This is a genomic window from Spirosoma panaciterrae DSM 21099, assembly GCF_000374025.1.
Taxonomy (GTDB): domain Bacteria; phylum Bacteroidota; class Bacteroidia; order Cytophagales; family Spirosomataceae; genus Spirosoma; species Spirosoma panaciterrae.
Window position 1 is genome coordinate 124,640 of record NZ_KB893243.1, and the last position, 16,827, is coordinate 141,466.

The window sequence follows — 16,827 nt, forward strand, 5'->3', positions numbered from 1 at the left end:
AATCAAAAATTGACACGTCAATGGTACTGAATGAACCGTTAACATCTACACGATCAATCGAGGGTTTAACAGCCGAACAGGTAGCTTCTTTTTCGAAAAATGGCTTCCTCCACATCAAGAACTTTGTCAGTCGGGATACCGTACAGCTTTTTTTACAGGAGCTACAGCGTGTAGAAGCCAACTGGATTGCCGAGAAAGTGGATAAGATCAATGGTACACCGATAAAATATGGCCGCGATGAGCATGGTCAGCTTATTGTACAACGGTTTGCGTTTACTTCCCTCTTTAGCCCGTTATTGAGCCGATTTCTGAAAAGCCCTGAATTGCAGGCGCTGACAACGCTTTTACAACCCTACGAGGGCCGTATCAGCGAAGAAGAGAAAGATGGCCTGGTCGTGAATCATTACGTTCGTACCCCGGAAAGCAATTTTTCGCGGATGGGCTGGCATACCGATAGCCCGCGCGATCTGTTTCTGGGGCACCGGATACGGCCTATGCTGAATGTAGGTCTTCATCTGGACGATTGCCCACAGAGCAACGGCGGATTACGGGTGCTACCCGGCACGCACCGGCAAAATACATTGATGACCCTGTTTCGTAAGCGGCAGTTTATTGACCACCGACCCGACCGACGCGAAGTTGGATTCGATATTGAAGCTGGTGATCTAACCATTCATAATGGTAGCCTCTGGCATCGGGTTGAGCAGTCGCCGAATCTGGGTGCTGAAAGCCGCCGTCGGGTGATGTACATCCCGATCATTACGGGCGAGTACCAACCGAAACATGCCACCAGTAAAACCCCTTTTTACCACGTTCTGGGTTCAAAAATTCTTAAGTAGCCTTATAGCCCTAGCTAATGGGGAAAGCTATCGATTGAATACAGACGATTAATGACTTCAGACATGAATTGGCTTGCTTTTGCAATTCCGCTGTTTCTGTTTTTCATGGGGCTGGAATACCTCGTATCGAAGATTCAGAAAAAGAAGTACTTCCGGTTTACAAATTCGGTAGCCAATCTGAACGTGGGTATTGCCGAGCGGTTGCTCGACAGTTTTACGGTCGGATTATTCTACTTCGTTTACGATTACCTGCATCGGCATTACGCTTTATTTGACATTCAGGCCAGTATCGGAACCTGGATTGGCTTATTGATCGCAACGGATTTTGTCTGGTACTGGTATCATCGGCTGGCGCATGAGATGAATGTGTTTTGGGCCGTGCACGTGGTGCACCACCAGAGCGACGATTTCAATTATACCGTTTCGGCCCGGATTACCGTATTTCAGGCGGCTGTCCGTACCCTCTTCTGGTCTGTTTTGCCCATAATCGGGTTTCCGGCCGAGATGATTACAACTATTTTACTGGTGCATGGGCTGTATCCATTCTTTATTCACACCCGTACCATTGGGAAATTGGGCTGGCTCGAATATGTATTGGTTACCCCTTCGCACCACCGTGTTCATCATGCCAGCAATCCCGAATATCTGGATAAAAACTATGGGGACGTACTGATCATCTGGGATAAGCTTTTTGGCACGTTTGTCGAAGAGAAAGCGGAACCCGTGTATGGACTGACCAAGCTACTGGATAGCCATAGTTTTTTGTGGCAGCATTTTCATGGACTACTCGAAGTGTTGGTGGCCGCTTACCGGGCCAAAGGCTGGTCGGCAAAACGAAAGATCGTGTTTGGACCACCCGATCTGATTGACCCAGGTATTCGGACCGAACTGGAAGAGCGGTTTTTGTCGGCCCAGGCAGTTAGTCGCTCGGCAGCCAATCTTCAGAGTCGACGGTTTCGTGGGTACGTGGTAGGGCAACTGGCTGGTACGCTACTGATTTTGTTCGCTTTGTTGCTTTTTGAAGCCTCTATACCGGGCTATCTCCAGTTTCTGACGGCCCTCTTCATTCTGCTGACACTGATCAACTGTGGGGCACTGCTTGAGCAGCGTCAGTGGGTTCTTTACCTCGAAATCGGCCGGGTGGCTATCCTTTGGCTGGGCTTATACACCATCTTGGGCGACCCGATGCTGATTGTACTGGCTTACATCGGGGCCTTATCGTTGTGGGCCTATTTTTCCCTGGTGCAAAAACGATACCTACGGCTGGTCTACGGATAGCCGCCTATTGCTTACTCAAACAGACGACACACCAATAAATTACCTAAACGAACGACAGCTATGACACTTGAATTTGAAAACGAATTGGGCCATATCCGCAGCGTAACCAGTGCGCTCAATCGCCCGAGAACCGCTCGTAAAAGCCCACTGCTGACGGGCGACCTGGCTCCTTTCTTTAGCCTGACGGGAGCCACCAACGATTGGCGGGTATCAGTATTTGGTCAGAAACTAAGCGAACAGGCTACCTCGATTTTTGATCTGGTAAGCACTCGCCCCCTGGTGGTCAGTTTTTATTGCCCTTGCTGGGGGCGCTATGCCAGACCCTATCTCGAATCGCTGGTTCGGTTGCATCAGCGGTTGGTGCGTGAAGATGCCGAATTGGTAGTGTTTTCCAACGAATCGCCTAAAGTGCTGGCTCGCCAGATATCCGACCTCGATTTTCGGGTAGCCTACGACGCTGAATCGGCTGTAGCACAGCGGTTTGGGGTGTATAGCGAAGATGATCCCGTTTGGGAACGCATATCGGGTATTTCGGACGAAGCGTTTACGCCCGCTTTATACGTAATTGGCCCCGACCGCCAGATTGCTTATCATTTTCTGGATACCGATTTCGATCAATCTCTTGACCAGGAGGCCATTGCTCAGGCTGTTCGTACCCTAAATGAGACGTACCAGGCAACCCATTGACAAAGCCGACTATACATTCAGTACTTTGTATGCATACAGGACAAAACCAAGAGGGAGCCGCTTTCTTTCATCAACTGCCTTATGAAGACCAGCTAAATATGGTCTGGCGGCAGGGGAAATTACTTGAAGCGCGTCGGATTCCCGGTTTTTGGCTGCACTTGTATGCGGTCAATGCGTTTTTTGTCGAAATGTGGATTTGTCAGCGCCGGTACGATGTCGAATTGGTGCGTGTTCTGGCTAATACAAATGAATTAGAACCGTATATTGACAAAATTTCGTTAACAGGTCTGTTTTCGTACTGACCGATTCGTACCTATGCATTCATCCATTGCAACGCGTTTGACCTCAAAGCTTCCCAACGTTGGCACCACGATTTTTACGGTCATGTCGAAACTGGCTTCCGAGGTGGGAGCCATCAATTTGTCGCAGGGGTTTCCGGGTTTCGACTGTTCGGCTGAATTGGTCGGGCTGGTAGAAACCTATATGCGGAAAGGCTTTAATCAATATGCCCCAATGACGGGTGTTCCGGCGCTGCGGGAAGCGCTGGCTCAGAAAACCTTCGAGCAGTATAATGTAGCCTATGATCCAGACACCGAGATAACGGTCACATCGGGCGCTACCGAAGCTATTTTTGCGGCCATAGCGTCCGTTGTGCGTCCGGGCGACGAAGTGATGGTTCTGGAACCGGCCTACGATAGTTACGTACCCGCCATCGAACTCAACGGAGGCATACCCGTGTATGTGACCCTTACCCCGCCCCAGTATGCGATTGACTGGGAAGCGGTTCGCCAGAAAATAACGGCTAAAACCCGGATGATTCTGGTAAACACTCCCCATAATCCAACCGGATATACCTGGACAGCCGATGACCTGAACCAACTGGCCGATCTGATTCGGGAGCGCAAAATCTGGATCATGAGCGATGAAGTGTACGAACACATCTTGTTTGATGGGCGAATCCATCACTCGCTCATGACGCACCCGGAATTACAGGAACGCACCTTTGTGATCGGGTCTTTCGGAAAAACGTTTCACATTACGGGCTGGAAAATCGGCTACTGTCTGGCTCCGGCTGAGTTGACAACCGAGTTCAGGAAGATTCATCAGTACCTGACTTTCAGCACCGTTACGCCCATTCAATATGCGCTGGCCGATTACCTGAAAAATCCGGTTCATTACCAGCAACTGCCTGATTTCTACCAGCGAAAACGCGACGTGTTCCTGGATGGCCTGCGGGATTCCCGCTTTACGTTTACCCCCGCCGAAGGCAGCTTTTTTCAGACAGTTTCGTATAGCGGCATTACCGATGAGTCGGATTATGAACTGGCTATTCGGCTGACTAAAGAGATTCAGGTCGCTTCCATTCCGATTTCGGTATTTTACCATCAGAAGAACGATTATAAAATGCTCCGGTTCTGCTTCGCTAAAGACGATGCCATCCTTCAGGAAGCCGCCGAGCGATTGAGTCGATTGTAAGAACGTTTGAGATCTGTTGTGGACGATTAACCAACCCCTGTATGCCCCGAATCACCCCCTTGCCCGCTACCGAAGCAACGCCCGAGGTTCAGGATGCCTTCGATGCGCACGTTAGCGACTATCCGGGTAGCCGCATCACGAACATGAAAGCCACGCTGGGCCGTTCGGTGCTGGCATTTCAGGTATATATGCAATGGTATCCGCTCTACGAAGAAGTTAAGAAAATTCTTGGTCATCGACTGGCGTATCTCTATGCCCATGCCATTTCAGAAGGGTCCAACTGCCCATTATGTACGACATTTTTCCGTCGGATTATCATCGACAATGGCGAACAGCCCGAAAATCTGACGCTGACGGCTCACGAACAGGCCGTGGTTGACTTCGGCAGTGCGATTGCTCAAAACAAAGGTGATATTTCTGATGAACTTTACGAGCCTATGGGTGAGCATTACTCCGATGCGCAACTGGTAATTCTGGTAGCCTTTGCGGGACAGATGATCGCCACCAACGTGTTCAATAACGTACTGGAGGTAAACATTGATGAATACCTATATCCGTATTTGCCTTTAACCGGCCCCATTCACGCACAATCCTAATGGCTGATTTTCAGAACAAAGTAGCATTGATCACGGGAGCGGCTCACGGACAGGGTAGGGCTGTCGCGCTGGCGCTGGCTGGCGAAGGAGCCAGCATTGTTGCGTTTGATTTAGCAAAACCCATGCCTTATCCGGGCTATGCACTCGGCTCCGAAAGTGAGCTGGACAGCCTGAAACGGGAAGTAGAAGCGCTCGGTTCGCATTGCCTGACAGCTCAGGGCGACGTTCGACGCGATGGGGATATTGTTCGGGCGGTTGACGCGGCTGTTGCCCGTTTTGGTCGTATCGATATTCTATTCAACAATGCCGGGATTTGTGCGTATGGCCTGGCGCATGAGCTACCGGAAGAAGAATGGGATGCCATGATCGACATTAATCTGAAAGGGGCCTGGCTGGTTGCTCGTCGGGTTATTCCAGTAATGATTCGGCAGAAATCAGGGGTGATTATCAACAACTCGTCTATTGCGGGCCTGCGCGGTATGAATCGGCTTAGTCATTATGCTGCTTCGAAGTGGGGGCTGGTAGGGCTGACCAAATCCTGGGCTATTGAACTCGCTCCGCACAATATCCGGGTCAACTCCATTCATCCGACGGGTGTAAATACCCCTATGAACGACGGACTGGCCGAGCTCGAAGGCACCACTACGCAGGAGATTGCCGAACGGTCGGCGGGAAATCTGCTGCCCGTTCCCTGGGTAGAGCCCGAAGACGTATCGGCGATGGTTTTGTATCTGGCATCCGACAAGGCCCGTTATGTCACAGGCTCTCAATTTGTACTGGATGCCGGATTATTGACCCGGTAACGATCTGGTTCAGCCTACGCGCCACAGAACATCGGTAAATTGATGGCGGCAGTCAAAAAAAGCGTCGACCTGCTCAAACCCAGCCTGTAAAGCCAGTTGGTGGATTTCGCCAAGGCTATATTTCTGAGACACCTCCATATAGATCGGCTCATCCCAGTCAAACCGGATCACCGTGTCAGGGTCGAAGGTTACCTGTTGTGCACATCGGCTGATCAGGTAGCTTTTACAACTGCCCGTCAGGGGGTCGTATACCGGATAGTGAGTAAACTGATCGGGATTGAAATCAGCACCCAGTTCCCGGTTGATACGATGTAACAAATTAAGGTTGAAGGCTTTGGTTAGCCCGCCAGCGTCGTTATAGGCATTCAGGATCGTCTGTGGATTCTTTTTCAGATCGAAGCCAACTAATAGGTGATCACCTGCCCGTAAATACGTCTTCAGTTTTTTAAAGAACAGGAGTGCTTCATCGGGCAGCATATTGCCAATGGTCGCGCCTAAAAACAGCACCAGTTTAGGCTGGTTGGAGGTCAGTTGCAATTGTTCCAGTCGGGCAAAATATTCTCCAGCCAGGCTAGTGATCTGCATGCCGGGAAGTTTAGGACCGAGAGTCTGCTCCAGGTACGAAAGAATGTCGGGCGAAATATCGATTGGATAATAGCGCTGACTATGGTTTAGCCGGAGGGCCTCTTTCAATAGAAAGATGGTTTTTGAGCCGTCGCCCGCGCCTAATTCAACGATGTCGAATGGCTGTGGCACATCCATGCAGCGTTGTAAAATCTGTGTACTTTGTAGTACAAGAATTTCGGCTTCCGCCCGAGTCAGGTAATACTCCGGGCAACGCATAATCTGCTGGAATAAGGCATCGCCTTTAGCGTCATAAAAGTATTTTGACAGGAGGTATTTGTGGGGAGCGGTCAGGCCCGTGAGCACATCCTGTCGGAACGTACTATCAACAAGTGTTTCGTTCATACCATTTTAAAAAAGTGTCAGGCGTTGATGAACGCTCTGTTTCGAAGCGTTGAGCCAGGCAGTAGACGATTCCGTTAATTAACAGGACCGGGCCAGGCGGATACCCGTGAACTGCCAGCGTAAGGGAGCGTGGAAAAAATTGCGGTATGTCGGTCGGCTATGCCCGGGGGTAGTCGCTTCGGAGGCTCCCCGAAGTACCATCTGATTGACCATGAATTTTCCGTTGTACTCGCCAATGGCCCCCTCTGCCTTCGTGAAGCCAGGGTAGGGTAGGTAAGCACTTTCGGTCCATTCCCAACGAGAGCCCCAGCCAATCTGCTCCTGCGCTACTTCCCACTCCGCTTCGGTGGGCAGACGAACCCCCTGCCACTGTGCATAGGCCCAGGCTTCGTAATAGCTGATGTGGCAAACCGGCTGATTCATGGCTAGTGGGGTAAGCCCGTTTGAGGTGTACTGATACCACTCACCCTCCAGTTGATGCCAGTATAGCGGGGCTCTTACCGCATTCGACTTGACCCATTCCCACCCCTCGGCGTGCCAATAGCGGAAATCCTGATACCCCCCTGCCTGGATAAAGGCCAGATACTCCTGATTGCTAACCAGTTGCTGGCGAATCTGATAAGGAGCCAGGTACACTTTATGACGGTTCAATTCATTGTCGAAGCAAAAGCCCTCGCCAGTAGCCCCAATCTCGTAGACCCCCTCTGGAAGGCTGATCCAGGATTCATCCGTTAGGGTAGGTACCTCGGGTTTCGGATAATCTGTAGCATAAGCGGGCAGTAAAGGGTTGTTGCCCAGTATGTATTTGATATCGGTAATCAGTAGTTCCTGATGCTGCTCTTCATGATTCAGGCCAAGCAAAATAGTCGATTGTAAGGCGTCTGACAGTGGGCTTTGTTCCGTCAGAAAACCAATCATGGCGGTATCGACGTAGGATCGGTAGGCCTGTACATCCGCTACCGAAGGCCGGGAGAGGTTGCCCCGATCTGTGCGCACAACTCGTGTACCCACGGTTTCATAGTAACTGTTAAAAACGTAATTGTACTGGCTATTGAATACGGTGTAGTCTGGCCAGGCTGGAAGTAGCACAAAAGTTTCCCAAAACCAGGTGGTGTGGCCCAGATGCCATTTGGGTGGGCTGACATCCACGACGGGTTGAACGACAAAATCTTCGGCGTGGAGTCCCTGGCAAATGGCTTCACTACGCGCCCGTACCTGCTGGTAGCGTCGTACTAAGTTCATAAACGATGTTGCTGATTTCTTCCCGTCACTTTGTAAGCGAAGAGTGTGCGTAATAAAGGTCTTTTCTCAACCGGAAAACAGACCAACACGTTTCCCGATCTCCAGACATTTTTCAGGGGCTATTCTGCTATAATGACGCTTCTGTACTAAAGAGTAAACGTTTGTATGGGTTCTTTGTTAATTCAGCCACTATAAAGCGATACCATTCGCTCAGTCGCCCCAGATTCCGACCACTCATCCAATTCGGCAACCGTTCCGGTAGTTTGTAATGCATAGTACCATCTAGTGCCCATAACTTTGGTGCAACAAATCGGGACAGAAACCCGACCTGCTTCGAACAACAACATAAACAACATACGACAATGAAAACGCTCATCAAATCTTTCGCTTTCGCTCTTACACTGGGTATCGTTACATCGGCTGCTACATTTGCTGAAACCAACCCCGGTATTAATCCAGACAAAACCGCTTCGTATCAGTCGGCGGTTTACACCACCAGCAGTGGTAAGATTAGCATCGCTCTCGACAAACAAAAAGGCAGCACTGCCGATATTAAGTTGAAAAACAACGATGGTCAGGTGCTGTACAGCTACCACCTCGGTAAAAATGAAAATACGTACCGTAGCCGTTTAAGCGTAAATGACTTACCCGACGGTGTGTATCAGGTCGAGATTTCGAATGGCGCTGAGGTAACGACCCATACCGTGACCGTATCGACCCAGCAGCCTACTGCCCCCAGCCGGGTTATCTCGTTGAACTAACGAGTGATTCTACCAACTAAAAAAAGCGTCTCTGGTTGATTCCGGAGACGCTTTTTTGTGTCGATTATGTTTACTGACGAAGCTTTGATTGGCATAGTAAATGTATTCTAATTTAGCTTTGGTTATTGTTGGTAACAAGGTGGGCTTTTACGCCTGCCTACATATTCTGTGGCAAAGGCTGGCAAATAGCCTCGGATGAGGTGTCTGACTGATCAATTTCAGCCAGGAATATGACCAAAGTTATATGAGAGTTAACCTTTGTGAAGGAATATTTGTACTTCATCTTATAATTTGTATAAATATTCCTGTAATAGTGCGCTTCAATTGGCTGATTACCTGACTATTTTTTCTAAAAAAAAGTCTATATAGATTGTTAAGCTGGTTGGCTGAATCCACAACGTATAAGCGGCTTCCCTGAACAAGAGATCAGGTGCTTTTGTCGATGGGTCGCCTTGGGTTTCTGGTCAATCAGTTGCTCTATGTAAATTAACCTCATTGTATGGAGTATTCTCAGTTGCTTGAGCGTCAGATCAACCGCTATTTACCCCAGGAAATTCAGCGCCTGCCCGAAATGGCTAAATTCCTGGAGTCTGTTCAGCATTCATACCTTGCCTACGAACGGGACCGCGAACTAACCGAACGGGCCTTTGCCATCAGCGAAAAGGAATACATTGAGTTACACGCCCGATTGAAACGGGAACTGGAAGTAAAAAAACTCTCGGTTCAAAAGCTGGAAGAAGCTGTTAACACGATCAGCGGATCGGAAATACAGACGGACTCCAATGATTTATTGGCAATAGCCCGGTTGCTTCATCAGCAAATCAACAAACGGAAAAATGCTGAAAAGATATTCACCTCCCTGATCACCAATATGGAGAATGGGGTTCTGGTAGAAGACGAAAATCGGGCGGTTGTCTTTACCAATCAGGTTTTTTGTGATCTATTCGCCATACCTGCATCGCCCGAGTCGCTCCAGGGCGTTGATTGTACCAATGCCGCCGAAGCGTCTAAAAACCTGTTCAAAGACCCCGATCGGTTTGTTCGTCGCATCACTACCATTCTGGCCGAGAAAAAGCTGGTTCGGGGCGAAATTCTGGAACTGGCGAATGGGAGTATATACCAACGAGATTATATCCCCATATTCCTTGATGAAAATTACAAAGGGCATCTCTGGAGCTATACCAATATAACCGAACAGAAGAAGAGCCACGATGCCCTTGAGCAGAGTGAATTGAAGAGCCGCCTGATTATGAATGGGGCTTTAGACGCTATAATTACTATTGATATTGAAGGGATTATTACGTTCTGGAACCCGCAGGCCGAAAAGATATTTGGGTGGACAAGCCAGGAGGTACTTGGTCAGAAATTAGCGGATCTCATTATTCCAACTGTCCATCGGAGCGGTCATGAACGGGGTTTGCAGGACTATGTAAAAACGAAGAGGGGTGTTGTGCTGGGCAAACAACTAGAGCTATCGGCCATCAATCGTAGCCAAAAGACGTTTCCCATTGAGTTATACATCATTCCTCTCAAACAGGGGGAGGATGAATTCTTCTGTTCGTTCATCCGGGACATATCTGACCGTAAAAAGAACGAATCCGAGCTGGAAAAACTATCGCTTGTGGCCAGCGCCAACAAAAACGGGATCATCTTCGTCGATCTGAATACTAAAATTTTCTGGTCGAATGAGGGCTTTCAAAAGCTTACTCAATGTGGAGTTGATCAGGTAATAGGTAAGTCTTTGCTGGAGTTGTGTCGAGGGCCTCATACGGACGCTACGAATCAGGCTATTATGGACCAAGCGTTTAAAAACGGGGAAAGCTTTAGCCTTGAAGGAATTTTTTATAGACGGGATAAAAGCTGGTTTTGGGCGCGCATAAGTGGTCAGCCCGTAACCGACCGGCAGCAGACGATCACGCACTATTTTTTAATGGTGGAAGATATTTCCCAGGAAAAAATTGTGCAGCGCCAGCTCAAAGAATACGAAGAAAAGCTGCGGATGGCCTTAACAGACGTTGGCGACAATTATTGGGAACATGATTTTCGTACCCAGAAAACCTACTTCTCCAACCCAACGAACAAGTTACTGGGCTTTCCTATCGACCAGTCAACCGATCTTGCCAGTTTATGGTGGCGTCAGGTTCACCCAGCCGATCGGCATTTACTGGAGGAAAATGACCAGCAGTATAGGGCAGGCATACTGACCCGCCATTCGATCGAATACCGGGTCGTCCATAAAGACGGGTCAATTAATTGGGTACTGGACCGGGGGGTAGTCATCGAACAGGATGACGACGGAAAACCGTTAAAAATTATTGGCACTCACATTGACATTACCCATCAGAAGGAGTTGGAGATTGCGCTCAAACGCGCCAAGGAAGTTGCTGAAGAATCGACTCGCTCAAAAGAATTGTTTCTGGCCAACATGAGCCATGAAATCAGAACCCCCATGAACGCCATCATGGGAATGAGCAATCAACTGAAAAAGACTCCGCTAACCGAGCAGCAACGGTTCTATCTGAATACGATCCAGTCGGCTTCTGATAACCTTCTGGTTATTATTGACGATATCCTTGATCTATCGAAAATCGAAGCGGGTAAACTGACCATCGAACAGATTGGCTTTGAGCCGCATCAGGTTATCAGGAAACTGATGCAGATAATGAGTCACCGGGCCGAAGAAAAAGGATTGTTATTTACCAATTCCGTTTTCGATGACCGAATTGCCCCCGTTTTAATTGGCGACCCCTATCGGTTAACCCAAATATTTCTTAACCTGATTTCGAACGCGATCAAGTTTACAGACAAAGGAGGGGTCGATATTCGCTGTCAGGTTATTGATGAGGAGGCTACTCAGCAAACCCTTCGGGCAACGGTGCAGGATACGGGCGTGGGTATGGATGAGGAGTTTGTTAAAACGATTTTTCAGACCTTCAGTCAGGAAGATGCGTCAATCACCCGTCGATTTGGTGGAACGGGACTCGGCATGAGTATCTGCAAAAATCTGGTTGAGTTGATGGGGGGGCAAATTGAGGTAGAGAGCCGTAAAGAAGTAGGTACTTCGGTGATCTTCACCATTCCTTTTCGTAAAGGTGAATCCGGGCATTTGCCGCAAAAACAGCAGGAGCAAATGAATACCGATTTGCTTGCGGGAAGTCAGATTCTAGTGGTCGATGATAACGAAATGAATCGGCTGGTGGCAGCTACCATACTCAAGAATTATGGGGCTGTAATCGGGGAAGCACGGCAGGGGCTCGAAGCAATTGAAAAGCTCGAACAGCAAGCTTACGATCTGGTTCTGATGGATGTTCAGATGCCGGTTATGGATGGCCTGGAAGCGACCCGTGAGATTCGCGCAACCTTGAAAAACCAATTGCCAGTTATTGCCTTGACGGCCCTGGCTATACCGGGCGACCGAGAAAAGTTTCTGAAGGCTGGTATGAACGATTATCTGGCCAAACCGTTCGATGAGTCCAGTCTGCTCACTGTCGTGACAAAATGGTTGGGGAAAGACGAATACATTCCGAAGCCCCAGGCCAAAACCGAAAAACAGGATAGCTTATTTGACCTGACGGAATTACGGTCCATTGCTCAGGGAGACGAAGAGTTTGTTTCGGAAATGGTTACCATGTTTATTGATCTGGCGCCTGCAGGGCTGGAAGAGATAAAAGCAGCCTATCAGGTAAATGACTTCAAAAAAGTTGGCCAGGTGGCTCATCGGCTACACCCTTCGGTAGCTACCCTGGGCATCCATTCGCTAACCGAGGTGCTGAAAGACATGGATAAAAATGCGGAAACCTATCAGGCTTCCCCACAACTGGAGGGATTGATTAAAAAACTTGATGAAGTGATTACGGAAGTGGTGAGTCAGTTAGTAGCGCAGATAGGCTCACGTTCCTAACGTTACTTCAGCAGCAAAAGTCTATTTAGAAAGTTAGTACGTGTACCGCTTATCGTAAAAAGAACACAACGTTAGAACACACTCGGCCGCCCGACCAGTAGTCGGCTGATGGGGCGGTAGTCGGTAAAGTCAATATGGGGCGCTACATACCCGGGTTTGATGGGCTCTTCTTTGACTAGGTCGGTACTTAGGTATTTCTTATTGCTGTCGCAAAGAATCGTAACCACCCGTGCATCGGGACCTAGCTCGGTTTGTAAATTAATGGCACCAATCAGGTTCGCCCCCGACGAAATCCCGACGGCTACACCCAACTGTAAGGCGAGTTTCTGAGCTACCAGAATCGAGTCGCCATCGCTGGCCTGAACGACCGGGTCGAGTTCGTTCAGCTTCAGGATATCGGGAATAAATTCATCGAAAAAGCCCTGAATACGATGGGTGCCGGTTTTATGCCCAACCGATAACGTAGGCGATTCGGCGGGTTCGAGGGGGTGTACACGAATGTCGGGCTTGCGCGATTTTAGATAACGACCCACACCCATGACCGTACCACCCGTTCCTACACCGGCTACAAAGGCATCGGGAGTAATATCGACCCCCTGAAGCTGGAGCCAGATTTCTTTCCCCGTGGTGAGCCGATGCGCTTCGGCATTGTATTGATTGGCAAACTGACGGGGCAAAAACACATGTGGATCAGCAGCCGCCATCTCTTCCGACCGTCGGATCGCTCCCAGAAAACCGCCCTCTTCTTTCGTGAACAGGATAATATCGGCGCCCAGGCTGCGGATGATGTCGATACGCTCCTGGCTGATACCAGCCGGCATAATGATCGTAACCGGATGACCCAACGCCCGCCCAACGGCCGAAAACGCAATGCCCGAACTCCCGCTGGTCGCTTCAACGATTCGGTCGCCAGGTTGAATATGCCCCTGACGATACGCCTGATGCAACACATGCAGAGCCATCCGGTCTTTCATACTGCCCGTCAGGTTGTAATGCTCACATTTCACGTAGAGAGAACGGGGCTGCCCTTTGTAGGTATAAAAAAGCTCCAGCATGGGGGTATTGCCGACCAGATGCCAGAGGTGTTCAAATTTTTCCTGAATAGCAGGTTTAATACTCGTTTCGGTAGATGGAATCATAGGTGTTGATGAATGGCTACTTAATACGCCCGATTATCGTCGGCAGCAAGTACGCGTTCCCGGCTGTTGACACTGCTTCCAAACACGTTAATTTCTTTCAAAACAACCCGGCCTCTCAATTCATCGATGAATAACGTATCGGTCGGAACGTAGGGTTTGTCTTTATGGCGATAATCAACGTAAATGAACGAAACAGGCAGAATATAACTACCCTTATACCGTAGATTTAACGACGGTAATTTTTTCAACGCTGTGACAACCATAGGCTCAAAACCCAGATGAACCCCGGTTGGACTTTGATTGAGGATAGCTATATTCTCCACACGCCCTTTTTCTCCGACGGTAAATTCAGCAAAAATTCGCATGTATTTACCTACCCATTCAGCATCGCGCGGATATTTAATTCGGCGTTTCAGAATGGTATTAAATACAGGATCGTTGCTTAAACCCTGATCGGGAGTTTGTGCCAAACCAAGCTGACAAATGAATACAAAGGGTAACAGCCGCCAGATTTTCATACTGATTCTGAAGATACACTGACGCAAAGTTACCGGATTTACCGATCGTTTGTCTACGGATAAATCGATGGAACTGGCACTGGTTGTAAGGGGCATTGGCCAACCGAAGGGCGATCTACCCGATTCGAATCACTCGGTGTCGGCATTTATAGCAATAGTAGGTTCGGGTTGGAATAAAAAACAACAGGTATTTGAGTAAAAAAGGGCGGGGAGTGCGGTCCAGCGCCTGGGCATCCTGGCAAGTAGGACATTGCCGTCGGAAGGTCAGCCAGCGTATATAGATTCGAAATGAATCCGTTTTCCCGGCAGGTGAGTTAGTGTCGGAAACGTTAGTTTGAACAGTCATAATAGAGGAAGTTTACGGGGGTAAATCTACTATTTATCAGGACCGCTCTGCGTTAACTTTATTATCTGGCGAATTGTCTGTGAAATAGCTAATAGTAGCTTATTTAAGTGAAAAATGAGCGTTTTGCTGCCTGGCGAACGTTGTAGAATCTACTTAAAAAAGCCGGATCAACGCAAACCTAAGGCTTCGTTGATCCGGCTCTGATGATTGACTCACTAAGCACCGAGTCTGTTGGAAACACTACCGATTAGGGCTTAGGCTCTCCAGCCGATGTGCTGCCAGCGGCAGGAGCCAGGGAGTTGATCCAGGCAGCAATTTTTAGCGCATCGGCTTTAGGGACCTGCGGCATCGGTGGCATTTCGGTTGCATAATCGGGCCAGTTGTGAGGTTTCGGATTATAGATCAGTTCCACAATCTGGTCATTGGTGTATTTGCGCTTGGCAACATCGGCAAAAGCCGGACCTACCTGCCGCTTGTTGGCCTGGTGGCAGGCAACGCAGGTATGGCGTGTGAGTAAGCCTTTTACTTCTTCGTAAGTTGGGGCTTTCGCCATCGTGACCGCCTGACCTTCTACCAGCTTGGGCTTTCCTCCTGTAGTCGTTTTGACGGGGGCTTTCTTGCCAGTTGCCGGAGCTGTTGTCGTAGCTGCCGGAGCGGGTGCATTAGCCGGAGCTGCCGCCGAGTTTTTCGTACTTACCTCGCTCATGGCCAGTTTTTCACCTTCGGGAATGTTGTTGAGTGTGTAATACGCAATGGGATGAACCAGTGAGTAAGACCCTTCGGCTCCACGGACCCCATCGAGGGTCAACTGGTGGATGTAATACCGGCGCAAATCGCCAACAATGAGCCGGGCTTTCATCCCATCGGCCGACACTTTCACACCTTTGATAGGCAGGGCTTCTTTGTTGATGGTTGGGCTACCATAAACCGGGTGATATTTGTACAGGAAGCTCTCTACCCGGTAAGACGCCAGATCCTCGGCCGTTTTCCGGTCGACGGGCTTTGTAAATTCGACTTCAAATCCATCAGGCATAGCTTTTACCGTACGCATTTCAAACGGGATCGCCCCATTCCAGACCAGCCGTTGTAAGCCTTCATTCGCATCGCCAGCCGATCCCCAGCCCCGGTTGGTTTCACCAACAAACAAAGAACCGTCTTTCGCAAAGGCCATCCGTAGCACACCAGACCGGAATCCATTACGGAATTCGATAGCACCGCCCTGGTATTCACCATTGACCTTTTCCATAAATATCCGCGAGATTTTACTCATGCCCTGGTCGCCCACCAGCAATTGACCCGAAAAGGGGCCGAATGTACTCTGCGGAATTTCCAGAATTTCGGAATTCGAGATACCCAGAATACCGTGCGGTAACCAAACCGCAGGGGTTTGAATATCGGCGCTGGGGAATTTCTCTTTCATCTGATAGAGCAGATTCGGCGTTTCGTTCGCAACGTTTTCGGGTTTGATGGCCCGGCCGTTTTCGTCCCGGCGTTTGCGTTCGTCAATCTTGGCGTCGAATTGTTCAGGAGTCAGCTTAACGGGCGAATTAGCCATGCTCGACCAGCGCAAACCGGCAGGGTGACCCACAAAGGCGCCTTTCTTCACGTGCACAACACCGCCCGAACCCATCCAGTCGCCCTGGTTATCGGCATAGAACAGCTCACCGTCAAAAATGCCTAAGCCGCAAGGAGATCGCATTCCTGTTGCCCAGGGTTGCATGGTGCCGTTCTCGTTGATTTTCATGGTCCAGCCGCGCCAGGGAACACGACTTTCGCCCCGCCACCATTCTTCATCGCCGAAGGCAACGTTGCCCGTTACAAAAAACTGACCGTCGGGGGCAATTTTGGGCCCGAAGCTATATTCATGGTAATGACCCGAAAGCGGCCAGGCGTAAACGGTTTCAAAAATATCGGCTTTCCCATCTTTGTTCGAGTCGATCATTTTGGTCAGTTCGCCCCGCTGTGCGCAGTAAAGAGCGCCATCCTTATAGGTCAGCCCTAATATTTCGTGCAGCCCCGAAGCAAACTTGCGGAAGAAGGGCTTTCGACTGGTTGGATTTTCAATGATCCAGACATCACCGCGACGGGTAGCTACGCCGATATTTCCATCAGGCAAGGTAGTCAGGCCACCTACTTCGAGCAGTGTACCTTCTGGAGCACTTACTTTCTGGATTCTAAAAAAGTCTTCCTCTTTAGGCGATTCCTGGGCCATCGTTACCGAAAAGAGGCCAATGGAAAAGAGGGTTGTCAGTATCTTTTTCATGATGATATA

The 16,827-nt window shown here is 49.3% G+C and carries 15 protein-coding genes; 9 read left to right on the forward strand and 6 right to left on the reverse strand.

Going from position 1 to position 16,827, the window contains the following annotated elements; genetic code table 11:
• The first annotated feature begins 20 nt into the window (after positions 1-20).
• From B153_RS0132760 to B153_RS0132790, 7 genes are all read left to right on the forward strand, one after another.
• Positions 21-839, forward strand: a complete 819-nt coding sequence (locus B153_RS0132760) for a phytanoyl-CoA dioxygenase family protein (RefSeq protein WP_020600987.1) — start codon at positions 21-23, stop codon at positions 837-839.
• 63 nt (positions 840-902) lie between these two features.
• The gene (locus tag B153_RS0132765; protein WP_020600988.1) at positions 903-2,117 is read left to right on the forward strand and encodes a sterol desaturase family protein; all 1,215 of its coding nucleotides are present in this window, start codon (positions 903-905) and stop codon (positions 2,115-2,117) included.
• Between the two features lie 60 nt (positions 2,118-2,177).
• A complete protein-coding gene (locus tag B153_RS0132770) occupies positions 2,178-2,804 on the forward strand; it encodes a peroxiredoxin family protein (RefSeq protein ID WP_020600989.1) in 627 nt (208 codons plus the stop codon).
• Positions 2,805-2,833: 29 nt separating this feature from the next.
• Positions 2,834-3,106 (forward strand): hypothetical protein, encoded by a 273-nt coding sequence (locus B153_RS0132775; RefSeq protein ID WP_020600990.1) that lies wholly within the window; start codon positions 2,834-2,836, stop codon positions 3,104-3,106.
• A 13-nt stretch (positions 3,107-3,119) separates the two neighbouring features.
• Positions 3,120-4,280, forward strand: a complete 1,161-nt coding sequence (locus B153_RS0132780) for a methionine aminotransferase (RefSeq protein WP_020600991.1) — start codon at positions 3,120-3,122, stop codon at positions 4,278-4,280.
• 41 nt (positions 4,281-4,321) lie between these two features.
• Positions 4,322-4,876 carry a carboxymuconolactone decarboxylase family protein gene (locus B153_RS0132785; RefSeq protein ID WP_020600992.1) on the forward strand — a complete coding sequence of 185 codons (555 nt, stop codon included), beginning with the start codon at positions 4,322-4,324 and terminating at the stop codon, positions 4,874-4,876.
• The gene (locus B153_RS0132790; RefSeq protein WP_020600993.1) at positions 4,876-5,679 is read left to right on the forward strand and encodes a mycofactocin-coupled SDR family oxidoreductase; all 804 of its coding nucleotides are present in this window, start codon (positions 4,876-4,878) and stop codon (positions 5,677-5,679) included. The genes B153_RS0132785 and B153_RS0132790 overlap by 1 nt, the downstream gene beginning before the upstream one ends.
• A gap of 9 nt (positions 5,680-5,688) precedes the next feature.
• Here the strand turns inward: B153_RS0132790 and B153_RS0132795 are convergent, their stop codons facing one another.
• Both B153_RS0132795 and egtB read right to left on the reverse strand, forming a co-directional pair.
• Positions 5,689-6,648: an L-histidine N(alpha)-methyltransferase gene (locus tag B153_RS0132795; RefSeq protein WP_020600994.1), complete on the reverse strand. Its 960-nt coding sequence runs from the start codon at positions 6,646-6,648 to the stop codon at positions 5,689-5,691.
• 78 nt (positions 6,649-6,726) lie between these two features.
• The gene (gene egtB, locus B153_RS0132800) at positions 6,727-7,890 is read right to left on the reverse strand and encodes an ergothioneine biosynthesis protein EgtB (RefSeq protein ID WP_020600995.1); all 1,164 of its coding nucleotides are present in this window, start codon (positions 7,888-7,890) and stop codon (positions 6,727-6,729) included.
• A gap of 362 nt (positions 7,891-8,252) precedes the next feature.
• On the opposite strand from egtB, the gene B153_RS0132805 reads away from it, so the two are divergent.
• Both B153_RS0132805 and B153_RS0132810 read left to right on the forward strand, forming a co-directional pair.
• Positions 8,253-8,651 carry a PPC domain-containing protein gene (locus B153_RS0132805; RefSeq protein ID WP_020600996.1) on the forward strand — a complete coding sequence of 133 codons (399 nt, stop codon included), beginning with the start codon at positions 8,253-8,255 and terminating at the stop codon, positions 8,649-8,651.
• Between the two features lie 499 nt (positions 8,652-9,150).
• Positions 9,151-12,552 (forward strand): PAS domain S-box protein, encoded by a 3,402-nt coding sequence (locus B153_RS0132810; protein ID WP_020600997.1) that lies wholly within the window; start codon positions 9,151-9,153, stop codon positions 12,550-12,552.
• Between the two features lie 71 nt (positions 12,553-12,623).
• Here the strand turns inward: B153_RS0132810 and B153_RS0132815 are convergent, their stop codons facing one another.
• The 4 genes from B153_RS0132815 to B153_RS0132825 all read right to left on the reverse strand — a co-directional run bounded on the left by B153_RS0132815 (position 12,624) and on the right by B153_RS0132825 (position 16,818).
• Complete coding sequence (locus tag B153_RS0132815) at positions 12,624-13,691, reverse strand: PLP-dependent cysteine synthase family protein (protein WP_020600998.1); 1,068 nt, start codon at positions 13,689-13,691, stop codon at positions 12,624-12,626.
• Positions 13,692-13,711: 20 nt separating this feature from the next.
• On the reverse strand, positions 13,712-14,305 hold the full coding sequence (locus B153_RS0132820; RefSeq protein WP_026262633.1) for a hypothetical protein: 594 nt from the start codon (positions 14,303-14,305) through the stop codon (positions 13,712-13,714).
• Positions 14,306-14,324: 19 nt separating this feature from the next.
• Positions 14,325-14,555 carry a hypothetical protein gene (locus B153_RS37945; RefSeq protein ID WP_157635009.1) on the reverse strand — a complete coding sequence of 77 codons (231 nt, stop codon included), beginning with the start codon at positions 14,553-14,555 and terminating at the stop codon, positions 14,325-14,327.
• 247 nt (positions 14,556-14,802) lie between these two features.
• Positions 14,803-16,818 (reverse strand): c-type cytochrome, encoded by a 2,016-nt coding sequence (locus B153_RS0132825; protein ID WP_020601001.1) that lies wholly within the window; start codon positions 16,816-16,818, stop codon positions 14,803-14,805.
• Positions 16,819-16,827: the final 9 nt, after the last annotated feature.

Coding starts and splice junctions, on each gene's coding strand:
- B153_RS0132760 (WP_020600987.1), top strand. CDS start 21: ATGGTACTGAATGAACCGTTAACATCTACACGATCAATCGAGGGTTTA.
- B153_RS0132765 (WP_020600988.1), top strand. CDS start 903: ATGAATTGGCTTGCTTTTGCAATTCCGCTGTTTCTGTTTTTCATGGGG.
- B153_RS0132770 (WP_020600989.1), top strand. CDS start 2,178: ATGACACTTGAATTTGAAAACGAATTGGGCCATATCCGCAGCGTAACC.
- B153_RS0132775 (WP_020600990.1), top strand. CDS start 2,834: ATGCATACAGGACAAAACCAAGAGGGAGCCGCTTTCTTTCATCAACTG.
- B153_RS0132780 (WP_020600991.1), top strand. CDS start 3,120: ATGCATTCATCCATTGCAACGCGTTTGACCTCAAAGCTTCCCAACGTT.
- B153_RS0132785 (WP_020600992.1), top strand. CDS start 4,322: ATGCCCCGAATCACCCCCTTGCCCGCTACCGAAGCAACGCCCGAGGTT.
- B153_RS0132790 (WP_020600993.1), top strand. CDS start 4,876: ATGGCTGATTTTCAGAACAAAGTAGCATTGATCACGGGAGCGGCTCAC.
- B153_RS0132795 (WP_020600994.1), bottom strand. CDS start 6,648: ATGAACGAAACACTTGTTGATAGTACGTTCCGACAGGATGTGCTCACG.
- egtB (WP_020600995.1), bottom strand. CDS start 7,890: ATGAACTTAGTACGACGCTACCAGCAGGTACGGGCGCGTAGTGAAGCC.
- B153_RS0132805 (WP_020600996.1), top strand. CDS start 8,253: ATGAAAACGCTCATCAAATCTTTCGCTTTCGCTCTTACACTGGGTATC.
- B153_RS0132810 (WP_020600997.1), top strand. CDS start 9,151: ATGGAGTATTCTCAGTTGCTTGAGCGTCAGATCAACCGCTATTTACCC.
- B153_RS0132815 (WP_020600998.1), bottom strand. CDS start 13,691: ATGATTCCATCTACCGAAACGAGTATTAAACCTGCTATTCAGGAAAAA.
- B153_RS0132820 (WP_026262633.1), bottom strand. CDS start 14,305: ATGCCCCTTACAACCAGTGCCAGTTCCATCGATTTATCCGTAGACAAA.
- B153_RS37945 (WP_157635009.1), bottom strand. CDS start 14,555: ATGACTGTTCAAACTAACGTTTCCGACACTAACTCACCTGCCGGGAAA.
- B153_RS0132825 (WP_020601001.1), bottom strand. CDS start 16,818: ATGAAAAAGATACTGACAACCCTCTTTTCCATTGGCCTCTTTTCGGTA.